Origin of the sequence: Pseudomonas sp. SWRI68 (assembly GCF_014269165.1) — a bacterium.
In the GTDB taxonomy this organism is placed as follows: domain Bacteria; phylum Pseudomonadota; class Gammaproteobacteria; order Pseudomonadales; family Pseudomonadaceae; genus Aquipseudomonas; species Aquipseudomonas capeferrum.
In genome coordinates, this window is sequence record NZ_JABWRU010000002.1 from 343388 (window position 1) to 361490 (window position 18103).

Genomic DNA, 18103 nt, shown 5'->3' on the forward strand with positions numbered 1-18103 from the left:
CACACTGATGCCGACCTGTACGCTCTACCCCCTGCCCTACCAGCCCGATCCCGCTGCCTATTTCGCCCGCCTGCGCCAGGCACCCGGCGCGATCCTGCTCGACAGTGCCCGCCCCGGCGCCGAACGCGGGCGCTATGACCTGTTGAGCGCCTGGCCCGTGCACTATCTGCAAGCGCAAGCAGACGAGGACGGCCGCGCGTTCCTCCAACGCCTGCGTGCAGGGCTGGCGCAACTCGGCCACGCCGAATTGCCCAATGGGGTGCAACTGCCGTTTGCCGGCGGCCTGATCGGCTACCTCAGCTACGACTTCGGCCGCCGCCTGGAGCAACTGCCCAGCCTCGCCGCAGACGACCTCAGCCTGCCCGATGCCCAGCTGGGGCTGTATGACTGGGCGCTGGTGACCGATCACCAGCTAGGCACCAGCCAACTGGTGTTCCACCCCCACCTTGCAGCTGACGAGCGCGAGCGCCTGATCACCCTGTTCCACGCAGCGGATACCCCCGCGGGTGGCAAGTTCCACCTACTCGCCGCCATGAAGGGCGATTTGCAACCCGCGCAATACGAGGCCGCATTCAACCAGGTACAGCGGTATATCCAGGCCGGCGATTGCTACCAGATCAACCTGACTCAACGTTTCCGCGCCCCCTGCGAAGGCGACCCGTGGCACGCCTATCAGGCGCTACGCAAGGCGTGCCCAACGCCGTTCTCCGGCTACCAGCAACTGGCCGACGGCAGCGCACTGCTGAGCTTTTCCCCGGAACGCTTCATCCGCGTCAGCCAGGGGCTGGTCGAGACCCGCCCGATCAAAGGCACCCGCCCGCGCGCAAGCGACCCGGACGAAGACGCCCGCAATGCCGAAGAACTGCTGCACAGCGCCAAGGACCGCTCGGAAAACCTGATGATCGTCGACCTGCTGCGCAACGACCTGGGCCGCACCTGCCAGATCGGTTCGGTCAAGGTGCCCGAGCTGTTCAGCCTGGAAAGCTACCCCAACGTGCATCACCTGGTCAGCAGCATCACCGGGCAACTGGCCAGCAACAAGGATGCCCTGGACCTGATCGGCGACAGCTTCCCGGGCGGCTCGATCACCGGCGCGCCCAAGATTCGTGCCATGCAGATCATCGACGAGCTGGAGCCTACCCGCCGAGCCCTGTATTGCGGCTCTCTGCTGTACATCGACGTACGCGGCGAAATGGACAGCTCGATCGCCATTCGCAGCTTGCTGGTCAAGGATGGGCACGTGAGCTGTTGGGGAGGTGGCGCGGTGGTGGCAGATTCGAACTGGGAGGCGGAGTATGAAGAATCGATTGCCAAGGTACGGGTGCTGATGCAAACCCTGCAACAGCTCTGACCCGGCGCCACAAGCCTCTATGCCGGGCGTCTAACCCCGTATTTTTTGTTACCATCACCCTATTACGAGCGCACAGCGCCACAGCCAAGATGGAAACCGCCTGATGAGCCAACCCTTCGACGTCGCCGCCCTTGCCGCGACCTATGCCAACAAGTCCCCGCAGGACATCCTCAAGCTCGCCTTCGAACACTTCGGCGACGACTTGTGGATCTCTTTCAGCGGCGCCGAAGACGTGGTACTGGTCGACATGGCCTGGAAGCTGAACAAGCAGGTCAAGGTGTTCAGCCTCGACACCGGCCGCCTGCACCCGGAAACCTACCGGTTCATCGACCAGGTCCGCGAGCAGTACAACCTGCCGATCGAACTGCTCAGCCCCGATCGCAGCAAGCTCGACCCGTTCGTCAAGGAAAAGGGCCTGTTCAGCTTCTACAAGGATGGCCATGGCGAGTGCTGCGGCATCCGCAAGATCGAGCCTTTGCGACGCAAACTGGCCACGGTAAGTGCCTGGGCCACCGGCCAACGCCGAGACCAGAGCCCGGGCACCCGCAGCCAGGTGGCGGCATTGGAAATCGACGGCGCCTTCTCGACCCCCGAGCGTACGCTGTACAAGTTCAACCCGCTGGCACAGATGAGCAGTGAGGAAGTCTGGGGCTACATTCGCATGCTCGAACTGCCTTACAACAGCCTGCACGAGCGCGGCTTCATCAGTATTGGCTGCGAGCCGTGCACACGCCCGGTGCTGCCGAACCAGCATGAGCGCGAAGGCCGCTGGTGGTGGGAAGAGTCGACCCAGAAGGAATGCGGGCTGCACGCTGGCAACCTGATCAGCAAGGCATAAATGAATGGGGCCGCTTTTGCGGCCCCTTACATTTCAGGATCAGTGCACCGGCAGCTCGACGCCGTCGAACAGCTCTTCGAGCTCCTGCTTGTTATGGCATTGAATGGCCTTGGCCATCACTTCACGGGTCAGGTGCGGGGCAAACTTCTCGATGAAGTCGCACATGAACCCACGCAGGAAGGTGCCACGGCGGAAGCCGATCTTGGTGATGCTGGCCTCGAACAACTCGCTGGCATCCAGGGCCACCAGGTCGCTGTCGAGCTTGGTGTCTACTGCCATCTTGGCGACGATACCGACACCCAACCCCAGGCGCACGTAAGTCTTGATCACGTCGGCATCCGCTGCGGTGAACACGACCTTCGGCGTCAGGCCGCGATGGTTGAAAGCCTCGTCCAGCTTCGAACGGCCAGTGAAGCCGAACACGTAGGTAACGATAGGGTATTCGGCGACCGCTTCCAGGGTCAGCTTCGGCAGCTTGGTCAGCGGGTGCCCCTGTGGTACCACGACGCAGCGGTTCCACTTGTAGCACGGCATCATGATCAGGTCGCCGAACAGCTCCAGCGCCTCGGTGGCAATCGCGAAGTCGACAGTGCCATCAGCGGCCATCTCGGCAATCTGCATGGGCGAGCCCTGGTGCATGTGCAGGGCCACTTCCGGATACTGCTTGATGAAGCTGCTGATCACCGGCGGCAGCGCATAGCGTGCCTGGGTGTGGGTGGTGGCGATGGACAGGGTGCCCTTCTTCTCGTTGGAGAATTCCTGGGCGATCTGCTTGATGCTCTCGACCTTGCGCAGGATCTCGCCAGCGGTATTGATGATGCGCTCACCGGCCGGGGTGACGCGGGTCAGGTGCTTGCCGCTGCGGGCAAAGACTTCAACACCCAGCTCATCCTCGAGCAGGCGGATCTGCTTGCTGATACCTGGCTGGGAGGTATACAGGCTCTGCGCCGTCGCGGAGACGTTGAGGTCGTGGTGCGCCACTTCCCAGATGTAGCGCAGTTGTTGAAGCTTCATAGGTTTCCCTCGGTTCAGCGGTGAGTCAGCGGCAGCAGGCAGCGACGATATATAACTATATTAGTGGTTCTGGAAATTAATCTAGAACTATTTTGTTACACGCGCCCCGTAAAAGCCTACAGCCAGCTTCACGTTTTCCTACGCCCCAAATGCTGTGCAAGCGGCACCATATATACCGGCACAGGCGACAGCTGAAGCAATCGCACCGCCGTTCGCCCAAGCGGTACATCAACCCCCGCACCTGCACTGTGGCTCCCAAAAATCAGCAGATCGACACTCAGGCGCTGGGCCTGGTCGAGGATCACCTGGGCAGGGTCACCCTGGCGCACACGCACCGCCTTGATGACAGCCAGGTCTGCCTCTTCACCCAGTTCATCGCGAAAGTTTTCCAGCACGCGTTGTTCGATATTGGCCATGACGGTGGTGACGCCCTGGCTGTGCAACTGGTCCAGCGTCTGTTCATCCAGGTAGCTTTGCAGGAGCGATTCGGCAAACTGCCCCATGGGCTCTACCGCGTGGATCACATACAGCTCTGCATTGAACGTCCGCGCCAGGGCCAGGGCGTGCTGCATGACAAAAGGGGCGTAGACACCGAGGTCGGTGGCGTACAGCATGGAGCGGATCATTCGACCTCCTCGACTGCCGCTGCGGCAGAGCAAGCTTCAGCTTAGCAGCGCGCCGCACGCACGCTTTGCCGTCCGGCGTGCTGCCGGCGCGGGCTGTGCAGGCTTCAGGGGTGCCGGCCAGCGCGGTCGATGAACGACAGTGCCTGGTAAAGCATCTGCATGCGCGGCAAGTTGCAACCTGCCGCTCGCGCCTGCGCCAACGGCTCGGCATAGATAGCCTGAAGCTCCAGCGGGCGCTGCTGCGCGTGGTCGTGGTACATGCTTGGCCAATAGTCGGGCATCCGCTCGGTGATCTGGAACAGATGCTCGGCATAGCCCTCGGGCAGTACGTGGCCGCAGGCAGCGGCACCCTGGACCACCTCGGCCATCAACGCCTGGACCAGCGCCCGGCTGTGCGGGTCGGCCATCAACGGTGTGGTGCTGGCGCCGAGCAACACCGAAAGCCCGTTATAAGGCACGTTCCACACCAGCTTTTGCCAACGCGCCTGGCTCAGGTTATCCATGGCCTGGGAATCGATGCCCGCCGCCTGGAACAACCCCGCCCCCTCCTTAACCAGCGCGGCACCGCCATCGCGGGCAGGCCCGCTGTGATAGCCAAGATTGACCGCCCCCAGCGCCTGATGGCGAATCACCCCAGGCGCCTGGCGGTTGACACAAATGAAACACAAGCCGCCGAGCAAGTGCATGTCATCGCGCAAGGCCGGACGCAACTGTGCCTCTACACCCAGGCCGTTCTGCAGCAATACCACCCTCGCATCGGGCGCGGCGGCCTGGACGATCAGCGGCGCCAACTGCTCGTTACTGGTGGCCTTGGCCCCCACCAACAGCCAGTCGCATTGCGGCATGTCGGCAGCGCTGACATAAGCCTGAACCTTCATCTGCAAGGTGCCATGCACTGCGCTTTCAAGCATCAGCCCCTGGTCGCGCACCACTTCATACTCACTGCGCAACAGGAAATGCACATCGAAACCGGCCCGTGCCAGCATCAACCCATAAAAGCCGCCGATAGCACCACTGCCGATGATGCCGATACGTGGTTTGCGCGGATGCATGCCAATCTCCAGGTAAATGTCCGTGCGCTTTTTTACACCGGTTGCTGCACCCTGGGCACCCCAATCGCACCACACCACCGCCAGCGTGGGGAAAATCCCTGGGTTGACGGGGTCAAGCCCATTGTCGCGCCCCCTGTAACGCGCTAAGGTTCGGCTCCCCGCTGCGAACATTCTTGCTGCTGGGCCGCACGGGGATTGCTGGCGGCCGGCACCCGTGACCTGACGAGTAACACGATGGCTGATTTACCGATCGACGACTTAAACGTTGCTTCCAACGAGACCCTGATCACCCCCGATCAGCTCAAGAAGGAAATCCCTCTCAGCGCCAAGGCTCTGCAGACCGTGACTGCCGGCCGCGAAGTGGTGCGCAATATCCTCGACGGCAAGGACCATCGCCTGTTCGTCGTGGTCGGCCCCTGCTCCATCCACGATATCAAGGCTGCCCACGAGTATGCCGAACGCCTGAAGGTACTGGCCGCAGAAGTGTCCGACACGCTGTACCTGGTCATGCGCGTGTACTTCGAAAAGCCGCGCACGACGGTCGGCTGGAAAGGCCTGATCAACGATCCGTACCTGGATGACTCGTTCAAGATCCAGGACGGCCTGCACATTGGTCGCCAACTGCTGCTGGACCTGGCTGAAATGGGCCTGCCGACGGCCACCGAAGCGCTTGACCCGATTTCCCCGCAGTACCTGCAGGACCTGATCAGCTGGTCGGCCATCGGCGCCCGCACCACCGAATCCCAGACCCACCGGGAAATGGCCTCGGGCCTGTCTTCGGCAGTCGGCTTCAAGAACGGCACCGATGGCGGCCTGACCGTAGCGATCAACGCCCTGCAGTCGGTATCCAAACCGCACCGGTTCCTGGGCATCAACCAGGAAGGCGGCGTATCGATCGTCACCACCAAGGGCAACCCTTACGGTCACGTGGTATTGCGCGGCGGCAATGGCAAGCCGAACTACGATTCGGTCAGCGTCGCCCTGTGCGAACAAGACCTGGCCAAGGCCAAGATCAAGGCCAACATCATGGTCGATTGCAGCCACGCCAACTCCAACAAGGACCCGGCCCTGCAGCCGCTGGTGATGGAAAACGTCGCCAACCAGATCCTCGAAGGCAACCAATCGATCATAGGCCTGATGGTCGAGAGCCATTTGAACTGGGGTTGCCAGTCGATCCCCAAAGACCTGAACGAACTGCAATATGGTGTTTCGGTCACCGATGCCTGCATCGACTGGTCCGCCACCGAGAAGACCCTGCGCAGCATGCACGCCAAGCTCAAGGATGTATTGCCACAGCGCCAGCGCGGCTGAGCAAAGACGAAAAAAGGGGCCGCGAACGGCCCCTTTTCTTTTATCTAATAGTTCAAGCCTTGCTGGAGTGACGCTGCTGGCGCTCCATGTAGCGTTCTACATAAGAGCACGACGGTATCACCGTGTAACCCATCTGCTCGGCATACTCCAAGGCCCGCTCGGTCAGTGCTGCGGCAATCCCACGCCCGCGCAGGGCGTTGGGCACGAAGGTGCGATAGATGTCCAGCGTCTGCTTGCCCAGGTCCATGTACGTCAGATAGGCACGATGACCGTCCACGCTGGTCTCGAACTGATGACCGGCCTGGTCATGGTGGATGGTCAGCGCTTCGCTCATCACAACTCCTCGCAGGTCTTCTCGGCAGACCCATACCTTAACCGATGGTGGTTGATCCGGCATAGAACCTCTACGCCACCTGTTGCCCCTTGGACCGCAAGGCGCTTGCAATGGTTCTGCACCCGGCACTCACAAGATAGTAGGCGCGGCAGGCGGGATTGCTCAAGGTGGCAGCGGTTAAAAATGGCGAGAAACGGGGTTAAATCGACTCTTCCCGGTACGCCAACAGAAGCCGGATGTTCTAGCCCTTAAGACGCTGAAGGACAGCCAAAGTCACCGTTAGTTCAACAAAAAAGTTACCGTACTACAACCGCTTGCGCGCCTTGGCCGTTTTTTCCACAAAAGCGTCGCAATGCGTGTCGGCGTGAGCTGGCGCAACATTTTTTTTGCAGTTCTTGCGCTCAGTCAGTTTACTTACTACAAGTAATGGGTACTATGTACGCCGGCCAGTTTCTCTATTCCGAGAGATGGCTCTTTAATAGAAAGTCCTTGAAGGGGAACACGATGAACAACGTTCTGAAATTCTCTGCTCTGGCTCTGGCCGCAGTTCTGGCTACCGGTTGCAGCAGCGTATCCAAAGAAACCGAAGCTCGTCTGACTGCGACTGAAGACGCAGCAGCTCGCGCTCAAGCTCGTGCTGACGAAGCCTACCGTAAGGCTGACGACGCACTGGCAGCCGCTCAGAAGGCTCAGCAGACCGCTGACGAAGCCAACGAGCGTGCTCTGCGTATGCTGGACAAAGCCAGCCGCAAGTAATAGTCCTCACGGATTGTTATGAAGCCGACCCACTTGTGGGTCGGCTTTTTTATTGCCGCTCAACACGCAGCGCACATACGAAAAGGCCTGCACTAAGGCAGGCCCTGGGCAGGTCGCGAAACCTTACTGCAATTCGGGCGGAATGCTCGTCACCATCGGTGCAGTACCCTGATTATCGACCGGCACGGCGATCTCGACAGGCATGCCATCTTCGGCGGCGACCACGTCGCGCACCATGTCCCAGTTCATCCGCAGGTTGTTCGCCAGGTCTTCACGCTTGAGCAAGGCATTGATGACCGCAGTGTGTTTGTCCACGACTGACGGGTTGCCCTGATCGTCCAGCGGAGTGTGCGCTTCGAGATAGACCTTGCCGGCACTGATACCGAACTTGTAGGGCTCGTTGATGATGCGTACCGGCGTACCGACCGGGACCATTTTCGACAGTTCGAGTACGTTGTTGTTGAGCATGCGGAAGCACCCATGGCTGGTACGCATGCCAATACCAAACTTCTTGTTCGAACCGTGAATCAGGTAACCCGGTACACCCAGGGTGAACTTGAAAGGCCCCAGCGGGTTGTCTGGGCCGGCAGGCACCACTGTCGGCAGGATATCGCCGTCGGCAGCATGCTCGGCACGGATAGAGGCCGGCGGGGTCCAGGTCGGATTCGGGGTCTTGGCGGTAATCTTGGTGTTGGCGATCGGCGAACCCCACCCTTCACGACCAATACCCAGCGGGAAGGTATGCACCACGCTCTCCCCTTTCGGGAAGTAGTACAGGCGGTACTCGGCAAGGTTGATGACGATACCTTCGCGCGGGCCGGGCGGCAGCACATAGCGGGTCGGCAGGATGATCTCGGTGCCGGCGCCCGGCAACCAGGGGTCGACACCCGGGTTGGCGGCGATCATTTCCAGGTAGCCAAGGTCGTTGGCGGTACCGATGTCGGCGAACGTGTCTTCGTACTTGGCCTTGATCACCTGCACCTGGCCGATAATGTCTTCACCAGGGGGTGGCAGTGGCAGTTCCAGCGCAGCAGCGGGGCCCGCTACCAGCAGGGCGGCCAGGGACAGGCTACGGGTGACGGCAGGAAAGCGCGGCAACATCCGGTAAATCCTTCGAAAGGTGGGTCAAGAGGATCGATTGTACACCCGCACCGATGCAAGCGGGAGGCATTGGCGGTATGCAAGCGTTTCAGATGATGAAAGGTGTGACAGTTTGCCCGTCAAAGCTGCGGCCACACCGGCCGCATGCCGCGCCGCTGGGCGTCGAGAATGGCACGGCACAGCGCGCACAGACGGTTGTCGCGGTAGATCGAGCGCTGCACGCCCGACCAGCGCGGCTGCGCGGGCAGCAGGCCGCCACACAGGGTGCGGTCGACCGGCACGCCAAGCTCAAGCTGGCGAGCGGCCAGGTGGACGCGGATTTCCTGGCAGGCAAACAGGTCGAGCTGTTCGTCAGGCTCGATCAGTTGGTAGGCATAAAGGGACCAGGCAGGGCGCGGCATCGGGGGCTCTCGAAACGGGGGGCGCAACCTTAGCCGAAACCCGCCCCCGTTTAAAGCGTCACAGCAAGGGTTTTATCTTCGGCCAGGCATTTTCCAGCAAGCGCTGCTGGGCACCTTGCGCCGGATGGATGCCATCGGCCTGCATCAACTCCGGCACGCCACCCACGCCCTCAAGGAAAAAAGGCACTAATGGCACCTGTTTTTCTGCCGCCAACTGCTCATACACCTGGGCAAACGCCGTGGTGTAGCGCACACCATAATTGGGCGGCAGGCGCATACCCAGCAGCAGCACCTTGGCACCCGCTTGCCGAGCGCTCTCGATCATCGAAGCAAGATTTTGTTGCAATTGCTGCGGCGGCTGCCCGCGCAGCCCGTCATTGCCGCCCAATTCCAGCACCACCACGGCCGGCTTGTGCGCTGCAAGCAGCGCCGGCAGCCGCGCCTGGCCTCCGGCGCTGGTGTCACCACTGATCGAGGCATTGACCACCTGATCATCGAAACCTTCGTCCTTGAGCCGGGTCTGCAACAAAGAGACCCACCCCTGGCGGCTATCCAGGCCAAAACCGGCGCTGATACTATCGCCAACCACCAGCACCGTTCCCGCCGTGGCGCTCTGGGCCAGGCAATACAAGGCCAGACCGGCACTCAACCACCACATTCGCATTGGATTCTCCATGGGCCCCAGCATTCTCGTTGCGCAGAACCTTAGCAAAGTGGTCCCCAGCGCGGAAGGCGACCTGACCATCCTCCACGCACTTTCTCTCGACCTCGCCCAGGGCGACAGCCTGGCCATCGTCGGCGCCTCGGGCTCAGGCAAGTCGACCTTGCTCGGCTTGCTGGCCGGCCTCGACCGCCCCAGCGCCGGCAAGGTTATCCTCGCCGGGCACGACCTGGGGCCACTGGACGAAGACCAACGCGCCCGCGTGCGCGCCGAGCATGTCGGGTTCGTGTTCCAGTCGTTCCAGCTTCTCGACAGCCTTAACGCACTGGAGAATGTCATGCTGCCGTTGGAGCTCGACGGGCGCCGCGATGCCCGCGAGCACGCCCGCACCCTGCTTGAACGGGTTGGCCTGGGCAAGCGCCTGAGCCACACGCCGCGCCAGCTGTCCGGCGGTGAACAACAGCGGGTGGCCATCGCCCGCGCCTTCGCCGCACAACCTGCCGTGCTGTTCGCCGACGAGCCCACCGGCAACCTCGACAGCCATACCGGCGAGCGCATCAGCGACCTGCTGTTCGAATTGAACAAGGAGCGTGGCACCACCCTGGTACTGGTCACCCATGACGAGCGCCTGGCCCGCCGCTGCCGGCGCCTGATCCGCCTGGACGCGGGGCGCCTGGTAGCCCCCGTGGAGGTCTGAGCCCGATGACCAGCATGCCCTTCTCCCGACTGTGCGGCCTGGCATTACGCCAGTTGCTGCGCGACATCCGCGCCAGCGAAGTGCGCGTGCTGTTCTTTGCCCTGCTGGTAGCCGTAGCCGCCAGCACCGCAATCGGTTACTTCGGCGCCCGCCTCAACGGCGCCATGCAACTGCGCGCCAGCGAGTTCCTCGGCGCCGACCTGGTGCTGCAGGGCAGCTCACCGGCCCGCGACGAGCAGATCAGTGCAGGCACATCACTCGGTTTGCGCCACGCACAGCTGGTCGAGTTCACCAGTGTGGTGGGCGGCGATAGCGGCATCCAGTTGTCCAGCGTCAAGGCCGCCGACGGCGCCTACCCCTTGCGCGGGCAAGTCCGCAGCGCCGCAGCACCCTATGCCGAAGAAACCCCCGGCGGTGGCCCGGCGCCCGGCGAGGCCTGGGTAGAACCGAGGTTGCTGGCCGCGCTGGGGCTGTCGATCGGCGACAGCATCGATGTGGGCATGAAAACCCTGCGCATGAGCCGTGTACTGACCTACGAACCGGACCGCGCCAATAATTTCTACAGCCTGACCCCTCGGGTAATGATGAACCTCACGGACCTGCAGGCGACCGGGGTGATCCAGCCCGGCAGCCGGGTGACCTACCGTGACCTGTGGCGCGGCGACATCGACGCACTGGCCCAGTATCGCCAGGCCGTGGAAAAAGACCTGGCGGCCAGCCAGCGCCTGCGCGACACCCGCGATGGCAACCGACAGATCGGTGGCGCCTTGAGCAAGGCCGAGCGCTATCTGAACATGGCCAGCCTGGTGGCGGTACTGCTGGCCGGCGTTGCCGTGGCCATGTCGGCCAGCCGCTACGCCGCACGGCGCCTGGATGCCAGTGCGCTGCTACGCTGCCTTGGCCTGTCCCGGCGGCAAGCGCTGGGCCTGTACTGCCTGCAACTGGCCATGCTTGGCCTGGTGGCGGCCGTGGCAGGCGCCCTGCTCGGCTGGCTGGCACAGCTGGGCCTGTTCCGGCTGCTGCATGGCCTGCTGCCGAGTGTGGTGCCACCGGGCGGCATCTTGCCGGCGCTCGCCGGTATGGGCACCGGGCTGGTGGCCCTTGCTGGCTTCGCCTTGCCGCCGCTCGCCGCCCTCGGCCAGGTGCCGCCGCTGCGCGTGTTGCGCCGCGACCTGCTGCCGGTGCCGCCCAGCAGTTGGCTGGTGTATGGCGCTGCGTTGCTGGCCCTGGGCCTGATCATGTGGCGCCTGAGCCTCGACCTGCTGCTGACGTTCGCACTGCTGGGCGGCGGCCTGGTCGCCGCCGTGGTACTCGGCGGCCTGTTGCTGCTCGGGCTCCGCAGCCTGCGCCAACTGCTGGTCGGCGCACCGCTGGCCTGGCGCCTGGGGCTGGGGCAGCTGTTGCGTCACCCCTTGGCAGCCGCTGGCCAGGCCCTGGCGTTTGGCCTGATCCTGTTGGCCATGGCGCTGGTTGCACTGCTGCGCGCCGAACTGCTCGACACCTGGCAGGCGCAACTGCCCAAGGACGCGCCGAATCACTTTGCCCTGAACATCCTGCCAGATGATCGCGAGCCGTTCGCCCAGCGCCTGCGGCAGGTCAATGCGGCCTCGGCGCCGCTATACCCGGTGACACCCGGCCGCCTGATCCAGATCAACCAGCAACCGGTGCAACAGGTCGTCAGCAAGGACTCTGCCGGCGAGCGGGCCGTACAACGCGACCTCAGCCTGACCTGGGCCGCCGAGCTACCCGACGGCAACGCGCTGACGGCGGGCAACTGGTGGCAGGCACTGCCTTCCGGCGATGAGGTGCCCGGTGTATCGGTCGAGGCAGAACTGGCCACCAGCCTGAAGCTACAACTGGGCGACCTGCTGACCTTCGACATCGGTGGCCAGCAACGCCAGGCCCGGGTCAGCAGCCTGCGCAGCGTGCACTGGGACAGTTTCCAGCCGAACTTCTACATGATCTTCCAGCCTGGAACGCTGCAGGGATTACCCACCACTTACCTCACCAGTTTCTACCTGGCCCCAGGTCATGACCTGGATGTGGTCGCCCTTTCCCGGGCCTTCCCGGCAGTGACCATCCTTCAGGTCGACGCCTTGCTTGATCAACTGCGCAGCATCCTCGCCCAAGTCACCCTGGCGGTCGAGTATGTACTGTTGTTCGTGTTGGCGGCGGGGCTGGCCGTGCTGTTCGCCGGCTTGCAGGCAACGCTCGACGAACGCATCCGCCAGGGCGCCTTGCTGCGTGCGCTGGGTGCGGCGCGGCCGTTGCTGGTCAAGGCGCGGCGTATCGAGTTTGGCCTTCTGGGCGCGGCCAGCGGGTTACTGGCCGCACTCGGTTGCGAGCTGATCACGCTGGTGCTGTACCGCTACGCCTTCGACCTGCAGTGGCACCCGCACCCATGGCTGCTGGTACTGCCACTGGTGGGGGCGGTGCTGGTGGGTGGCGCTGGGGTGCTGGGCACACGGCGGGCGCTCAATGCCAGCCCGTTGACGGTGTTGCGGGAGGGGTAAGAAACACCGTGAATGGCCGCTACAGGCAATCGCCGATCATTGCCCGTAGCGGATGCTGTTCACGTACCACGCCGCATCCCCGGTCGGGGTCTTCACCACCACTTCATCGCCCTCCTCCTTCTTGAGCAAGGCCCGGGCCATGGGGGAGTCGATCGAGATGTAGTCGTTGCGCCCATAGATTTCGTCATACCCGACAATGCGAAACTGCTTGGTCTCACCCTCGTCGTTCTCGATCTCGACCCAAGCGCCGAAAAACACCTTGCCCTCCTGCTCCGGCGAATAAGCCACCACCTTTACATCTTCAAGGCGTTTGCGCAGGTACCGCACCCGACGGTCGATCTCGCGCAACAGCTTCTTGTTGTACTGGTAGTCGGCATTCTCGCTGCGATCGCCAAGCGAAGCCGCCCAGGCGACCTTCTGGGTGATCTCGGGGCGGTACACGCGCCACAGGTGATCCAGCTCCTTCTTCAGGGCCTCATGACCTTCGGTGGTGATGATATTGGTGCTCAACAGCACTCTCCTCAACGGCGGGTAATCAGGCCTTGGCGAGCAATGCGGGTGAGATGGCCGATGACTTCGGCGGCCTCGGCAGAGGCCGGCGCCTGTATCACTGCCAGGTCGAAACGGTCGTTGCCGTACTGCGCAAGGTGGCAGCAGGTTTCGCTGAACTGGATGAGAAAGGCACGGGCCTGGCCTTTACGACGCGAAAGCCCTTCAAGGTGACGCAAAAGAGTGGGTTGATGCTGGCCACCGAGCAGGATACGCGGTGTGCGGGAAGCCTGGTTGGCAGGCAAAGGGCTCAAACAGACACTGGTACGTGGGCAACTCATGGCGCTTCTCTCAGCCTCGCGATTCCCGCTGGGCAGCGGTGGGAGGCGTCACCGAACCAGCGCTTTAGCGGTATTTCGGATGACCGGAGGGCCTTTCCTGCGCCCCGCAAGTAGCTGTTTAAATCGGCGCAGGCGGTATGCTAGAGCTACAAGCGCTAAGTTACAAGCCTCAAGCTGCATTGCTCAGCGCTTGGCCACCCGCTCCAGCACGGCACGCTCGCGGTTGAACGCCAGGAAGTACTTGTTGACGCTGTTGACGAAATTGACCGGGCCCATGCCGACCTGCTCCATGGCAATACGCTCGGTTTGGAAAAACCACTGGTTGCCGTTGAGCCCACGCCGACGCGCTTCGGCACGCATCGCCTGGACCCGCTCGGGCCCCAGGTTGTAAGCCGCCAGCACGAACGCCATGCGCTCGCGCTCGTTGATCTGTGGGCTGGCAAAGAACTTGCGCCGGATCAACGCCAGGTAGCGGGCACTGGCCTGCACATTGCCGTCCACCGTGGCGGTATTGCTCACCCCTACCCGCTGGGCGGCCGAAGGGGTGATCTGCATCAGGCCGTGGGCCCCGCCTGTGCCGCGCGCAGCGGGGTTGAGTGTCGACTCCTTGAAGGCCAGCGCCGCCAGGTTGAGCCAGTCGATCTGCTGGGCCTGGCCATGCTTCTGCAGCACCGCACGCACCGCACTGAGGCGTTGGCGATCCTTGCTCGCCAAGGGGTTGTGTACCCGGTACTGGCGGCGGTAGATACGCTCGAATGCGGCGTCCTGGTTGTCCGGCGCGCGATAGCCCTGAAGGAAGCGATCGACCGTGGCCAGCAATTGCGGCGCATCGCGCCCTACATACCAGCGCATGGCTTGCGGCGAGCCCAGGTGCACACGGCTGTCCAGGCGCAGACGCGGCATCACCCTGGCCCACCGCCGGGCAATCGGGCGCTCTACCACGGTCAGGTGGTAGATGCCGGCCTGCACCATCTCCAAGACATCCTCCACCGCCAGGGTCGAATCGACCCACTCCACCTTGATCGGCGCGCGCTTGCGCAGGGCCAGCTGCTGGTTCACCTGCTGGATCACCGGGCCGGCAGCACTGGCACTGGTCAAGGCCACGGTGCGCCCGGACAACTGCTCGACATGGCTGAAGCTGCGCTCCCCCTTGCGCCCGACCAGCAACAAGGGCACTTGGTCCAGCACCGGCGCGCTGCTGCTGACACCGCGCACCACCACCGGGTCGAGCAGTTCACCGGGCGCCGCCAGGTCGCCCTCGCCGCGCTGCAACGCACCCAGCAACTGCTCCTTGGCCCGAGGGATAAGCTTCAGCTGAATCTGCTGCCCGTCACCTGCGCGGGCATTCAGGTAATGCTCGAGCGCACGCAGGCGGTAGTATTCGATGCCGACCGGCTCGCCCTTGACCTCGCCAGAGCTGTTGCGGCTTTGATTGACCAGCACCCGCAACACCTTGCTCGCCCGAACCTGCTGCAGGTCACGCAGCTTGCTGGGCGGGATGTTCTGCTGCGGCCCCGGCAGGCGCGCCTGGGCAGCACCGGCCGTGGTCAGCCCAAGCATCAGCAGGAAGGTCAGCAGGTATCGCAGCATGCGAAAACGAGTCCGAGGTCGGTGGGCGGCACTCATGTGGCATGGCCGCCTGGTGATAAATGACGGCAGAAGACCACGGCAACCGCATGAAGTTCTTGGATTTTTCCGAGAAACGCGGATTTTGCTATGCTGGCCGCCCCGCGGCACGAGGTAGCACCATGCAACTGATCGATATTGGCGTCAACCTGACCAACAGCAGTTTCCACGACCAGCAGGCCGCCATTGTCGAGCGCGCCATCGAGGCTGGCGTGGCGCAGATGGTGCTGACCGGCACCAGCCTTGCGGTCAGCGAACAGGCACTGGAGCTGTGCCAGCAGCTGGATGCGGCCGCTGAACACCTGTTCGCCACGGCGGGCGTCCACCCCCACGATGCCAAGTCCTGGGACGCTGGCAGCGAGCGGCAACTGCGCCAATTGTTGAATGAGCAACGGGTGCGCGCAGTGGGTGAGTGCGGCCTGGACTTCAACCGCGACTTCTCCCCTCGCCCTCAGCAGGAAAAGGCCTTGGAGGCACAGCTGACGCTCGCGGCCGAACTGGGCTTGCCCGTGTTTCTGCACGAACGCGACGCCAGCGCGCGCTTGCTGGCCATCCTCAAGGACTACAGGGACCACTTGACCGGCGCTGTGGTGCATTGCTTCACCGGCGAGCGCGAGGCGTTGTTCGCCTACCTGGACCTGGACCTGCACATCGGCATCACCGGCTGGATTTGTGACGAACGTCGCGGGACGCACCTGCACCCGCTGGTCGGTAATATCCCTGAAGGGCGCCTGATGCTGGAGAGCGATGCGCCTTACCTGCTGCCGCGCAGCCTGAGGCCCAAGCCGAAAAATGGCCGTAACGAACCGGCGTTTCTGCTGGAAGTGCTGAGGGAGGTGGCGCTGCACCGGGGCGAGTCGATGGAACACACGGCAACCCATACCACCGCGGCGGCACGGGCATTCTTTCGGCTGAGCTAAGCCTGCATCGGGCCCCGTCGATACAGGCACCTCGGTTTTTTCTTGATACATATCAAGAACGGCTCTGGCAGGCGCAGGCACAATGATGGCACCTTGCCAATATTGTTTCCGCTCAACTCAGAGAAGACCTGCCCATGGGTGCCTGGCTTAGCAATATTTCCCTGAAGTACAAATTCTGGGCCGTCAACGCGGTGGCCTTTGTCACGACCCTTTTGCTGGTGCTATACGCCGTGCATCTGGAGCAGCGCGCCCGTGCGGACGCCGCCCAGGCCCAAGCGGCGGCACAGGCCCAGCTGTTGGCAGCATGGCCCGTCGGGCAAACGCTGCCCCGCCAGGCCAATGTCATCACCTGGCTGCCAGGCCAGACCCCGACCTTTGCCGGCGAACCGCTGGAGGCCCTGCGCGATGCCCAGGGCTGGGTCGAACTGCCCGCTGCCTGGCTGCTTGGCGATAACCCCCTGCGCGGCGCCCAGGTGCTGCGCAACGGCGATCAGCAACTGGCCGTGCTGGCCCAGTCGCCGAGCGTACGCCAGGTGTTCTTCGAACGTTTCACCAACTATGCCGTGTGCGTGCTGATACTGATGCTGGCCATGCTTGGCGCCTCGCAGTTGCTGATCCGCTTTCTGCTCAGCCAGCTCAACACCCTCAAGGACGTCATGCTCCATGTGGAGAAGACCGGCGACCTGTCGGCACGCGTACCCCTGGCGTGCGGCGACGAAGTCGGCCAGATGGCGGGCGCCTTCAACGCCATGCAAGGCACCTATCACCGCGTGGTCAGCACTGTGGCCCACACTGCCGCACAGCTCGACGCCGGCGCCGCACGCCTGGCGGCGAGCATGAATGACGTACGCCACGGTATGCTCGGCCAGCAGAGCGAGACCGACCAGGCCGCCACGGCCATCAACCAGATGTCGGCCACGGTGCACCATATCGCCCAGCATGCCGGCGCCACACGCGACCTGTCGCAGACCGCCGATACCCTCGCCGGCAGCGGCCAGGAGGTCGTCAGCCGCGTTCAGGACTCGATTTCCGGGCTGTCCAGCGGCGTGCAGCAGACCGCCGAGATGATCCGCCAACTGGCCGAGGACAGCCAGAAGATCAATGGCGTGGTCGGGGTGATCCACAGCATTGCCGAACAAACCAACCTGCTGGCACTCAATGCCGCCATCGAAGCAGCCCGTGCCGGTGACTTGGGCCGCGGCTTCGCAGTGGTCGCCGATGAGGTACGCAACTTGGCCAAGCGCGTGCAGACGTCCACGGACGAAATCACCACCATGGTCTCGGCGCTTCAGTCCGGCACCCGCGATGCAGTCGAGTTCATGCAGGAGAGCTCGTACAAGGCTGACGATTGCGTCCGGCAGGCCCAGGCAGCCGGTGCAGCGCTGGCCGAGATCACCGGTGCGGTCGCGCAGATGCGCGAAAGCAACACCCAGATCGCCGTGGCTGCCGAACAGCAGAGCCAGGTGGCCGAAGAAATGAACCGGGCAGTGGTGAGTATCCGCGACGTCACCGAACACACCGTGCAACAGACCGTCGGCTCGGCCACCACCAGCAACGAACTGGCGACGCTGGCCGGTGAGCTGAACAAGGTGATAGGCCAGCTCAAGCTATAGCCCCCATTTACAGTCACGATAGCCAGCCTCGATTGGCCCCCTTCCGGGGGCCGCACTAAGCTTTGGACATGACCGAGAGGACCTGCCCATGAGCAAACGCCTACCCAACCTGCCCGCCTGGCAATGGCGCGGGTACCACCATAATCACCGTCACCCGGCCAACCTGGTACTGCACCTGATCGCCGTGCCGCTGTTCATTCTCGGCGCATTACTGGTGCTGTCCGGCCTATTCGCCCTGGACCTGGGGCAGATCGCCGTTGGCGTCATCTCCCTGATTGCCGGCCTGGGCCTGCAGCGCCACGGGCATCGCCTCGAAGCCGAACAACCGGAGCCATTCGCCAACCGCAAAGACGCCGTGCAGCGCCTGCTGACCGAGCAGTTCATCACCTTTCCACGCTTTGTGCTGAGCGGCGCCTGGTGGCGTGCCTGGCGCGAGCGGCACAAGCATCGCCGTTGACC

19 protein-coding genes are annotated in these 18103 nt (G+C 63.3%); 9 read left to right on the forward strand and 10 right to left on the reverse strand.

The genetic code is table 11. The features are described from left to right. Window positions 1-7 precede the first annotated feature (7 nt). Entirely contained in the window at window positions 8-1351 is a 1344-nt protein-coding gene (pabB, locus tag HU770_RS05135) for an aminodeoxychorismate synthase component I (RefSeq protein WP_186655099.1), read from the forward strand. A gap of 103 nt (window positions 1352-1454) precedes the next feature. Further along, entirely contained in the window at window positions 1455-2189 is a 735-nt protein-coding gene (locus HU770_RS05140) for a phosphoadenylyl-sulfate reductase (RefSeq protein ID WP_033699077.1), read from the forward strand. 39 nt (window positions 2190-2228) lie between these two features. Here the strand turns inward: HU770_RS05140 and cysB are convergent, their stop codons facing one another. The 3 genes from cysB to HU770_RS05155 all read right to left on the reverse strand — a co-directional run bounded on the left by cysB (window position 2229) and on the right by HU770_RS05155 (window position 4881). Next, window positions 2229-3203, reverse strand: coding sequence for an HTH-type transcriptional regulator CysB (gene cysB / locus HU770_RS05145; RefSeq protein WP_033699078.1), 975 nt, complete (start codon window positions 3201-3203; stop codon window positions 2229-2231). 128 nt (window positions 3204-3331) lie between these two features. Continuing rightward, a complete protein-coding gene (locus HU770_RS05150; RefSeq protein ID WP_033699079.1) occupies window positions 3332-3829 on the reverse strand; it encodes a universal stress protein in 498 nt (165 codons plus the stop codon). A gap of 104 nt (window positions 3830-3933) precedes the next feature. Beyond that, complete coding sequence (locus tag HU770_RS05155; protein WP_186663193.1) at window positions 3934-4881, reverse strand: putative 2-dehydropantoate 2-reductase; 948 nt, start codon at window positions 4879-4881, stop codon at window positions 3934-3936. A 234-nt stretch (window positions 4882-5115) separates the two neighbouring features. Between HU770_RS05155 and HU770_RS05160 the strand changes: the two genes are divergently transcribed. After that, window positions 5116-6192 (forward strand): 3-deoxy-7-phosphoheptulonate synthase, encoded by a 1077-nt coding sequence (locus tag HU770_RS05160; RefSeq protein ID WP_033699083.1) that lies wholly within the window; start codon window positions 5116-5118, stop codon window positions 6190-6192. Between the two features lie 52 nt (window positions 6193-6244). Here HU770_RS05160 and HU770_RS05165 read toward each other — a convergent pair whose 3' ends face one another. After that, on the reverse strand, window positions 6245-6526 hold the full coding sequence (locus HU770_RS05165; protein WP_033699084.1) for a GNAT family N-acetyltransferase: 282 nt from the start codon (window positions 6524-6526) through the stop codon (window positions 6245-6247). A gap of 504 nt (window positions 6527-7030) precedes the next feature. Between HU770_RS05165 and oprI the strand changes: the two genes are divergently transcribed. Continuing rightward, window positions 7031-7282: an outer membrane lipoprotei OprI gene (oprI, locus tag HU770_RS05170; protein WP_003259780.1), complete on the forward strand. Its 252-nt coding sequence runs from the start codon at window positions 7031-7033 to the stop codon at window positions 7280-7282. Between the two features lie 123 nt (window positions 7283-7405). Here the strand turns inward: oprI and HU770_RS05175 are convergent, their stop codons facing one another. The 3 genes from HU770_RS05175 to HU770_RS05185 form a co-directional block, all read right to left on the reverse strand. Continuing rightward, on the reverse strand, window positions 7406-8383 hold the full coding sequence (locus tag HU770_RS05175; RefSeq protein ID WP_186655126.1) for a L,D-transpeptidase family protein: 978 nt from the start codon (window positions 8381-8383) through the stop codon (window positions 7406-7408). 119 nt (window positions 8384-8502) lie between these two features. Then, window positions 8503-8784, reverse strand: coding sequence for a hypothetical protein (locus tag HU770_RS05180; RefSeq protein ID WP_033699086.1), 282 nt, complete (start codon window positions 8782-8784; stop codon window positions 8503-8505). 58 nt (window positions 8785-8842) lie between these two features. After that, entirely contained in the window at window positions 8843-9448 is a 606-nt protein-coding gene (locus HU770_RS05185) for an arylesterase (protein ID WP_186663194.1), read from the reverse strand. Window positions 9449-9458: 10 nt separating this feature from the next. Between HU770_RS05185 and HU770_RS05190 the strand changes: the two genes are divergently transcribed. Beyond that, entirely contained in the window at window positions 9459-10142 is a 684-nt protein-coding gene (locus tag HU770_RS05190) for an ABC transporter ATP-binding protein (RefSeq protein ID WP_033699089.1), read from the forward strand. A 5-nt stretch (window positions 10143-10147) separates the two neighbouring features. Further along, complete coding sequence (locus HU770_RS05195; RefSeq protein ID WP_186663195.1) at window positions 10148-12655, forward strand: ABC transporter permease; 2508 nt, start codon at window positions 10148-10150, stop codon at window positions 12653-12655. Between the two features lie 36 nt (window positions 12656-12691). Here HU770_RS05195 and greB read toward each other — a convergent pair whose 3' ends face one another. The 3 genes from greB to HU770_RS05210 all read right to left on the reverse strand — a co-directional run bounded on the left by greB (window position 12692) and on the right by HU770_RS05210 (window position 15075). Then, window positions 12692-13165 (reverse strand): transcription elongation factor GreB, encoded by a 474-nt coding sequence (gene greB / locus HU770_RS05200; RefSeq protein ID WP_186663196.1) that lies wholly within the window; start codon window positions 13163-13165, stop codon window positions 12692-12694. An 11-nt stretch (window positions 13166-13176) separates the two neighbouring features. Further along, complete coding sequence (locus HU770_RS05205; RefSeq protein WP_095063653.1) at window positions 13177-13485, reverse strand: hypothetical protein; 309 nt, start codon at window positions 13483-13485, stop codon at window positions 13177-13179. A 183-nt stretch (window positions 13486-13668) separates the two neighbouring features. Then, window positions 13669-15075, reverse strand: coding sequence for a transglycosylase SLT domain-containing protein (locus HU770_RS05210; protein WP_186655142.1), 1407 nt, complete (start codon window positions 15073-15075; stop codon window positions 13669-13671). Between the two features lie 158 nt (window positions 15076-15233). Here HU770_RS05210 and HU770_RS05215 point away from each other — a divergent pair, with 158 nt between their 5' ends. The 3 genes from HU770_RS05215 (at window position 15234) to HU770_RS05225 (ending at window position 18101) form a co-directional block, all read left to right on the forward strand. Continuing rightward, the gene (locus tag HU770_RS05215) at window positions 15234-16031 is read left to right on the forward strand and encodes a TatD family hydrolase (protein ID WP_186663198.1); all 798 of its coding nucleotides are present in this window, start codon (window positions 15234-15236) and stop codon (window positions 16029-16031) included. A 134-nt stretch (window positions 16032-16165) separates the two neighbouring features. Then, window positions 16166-17644, forward strand: coding sequence for a methyl-accepting chemotaxis protein (locus HU770_RS05220; RefSeq protein ID WP_186663200.1), 1479 nt, complete (start codon window positions 16166-16168; stop codon window positions 17642-17644). Window positions 17645-17732: 88 nt separating this feature from the next. After that, window positions 17733-18101 (forward strand): Mpo1-like protein, encoded by a 369-nt coding sequence (locus HU770_RS05225; RefSeq protein WP_095063657.1) that lies wholly within the window; start codon window positions 17733-17735, stop codon window positions 18099-18101. Window positions 18102-18103 lie beyond the last annotated feature (2 nt).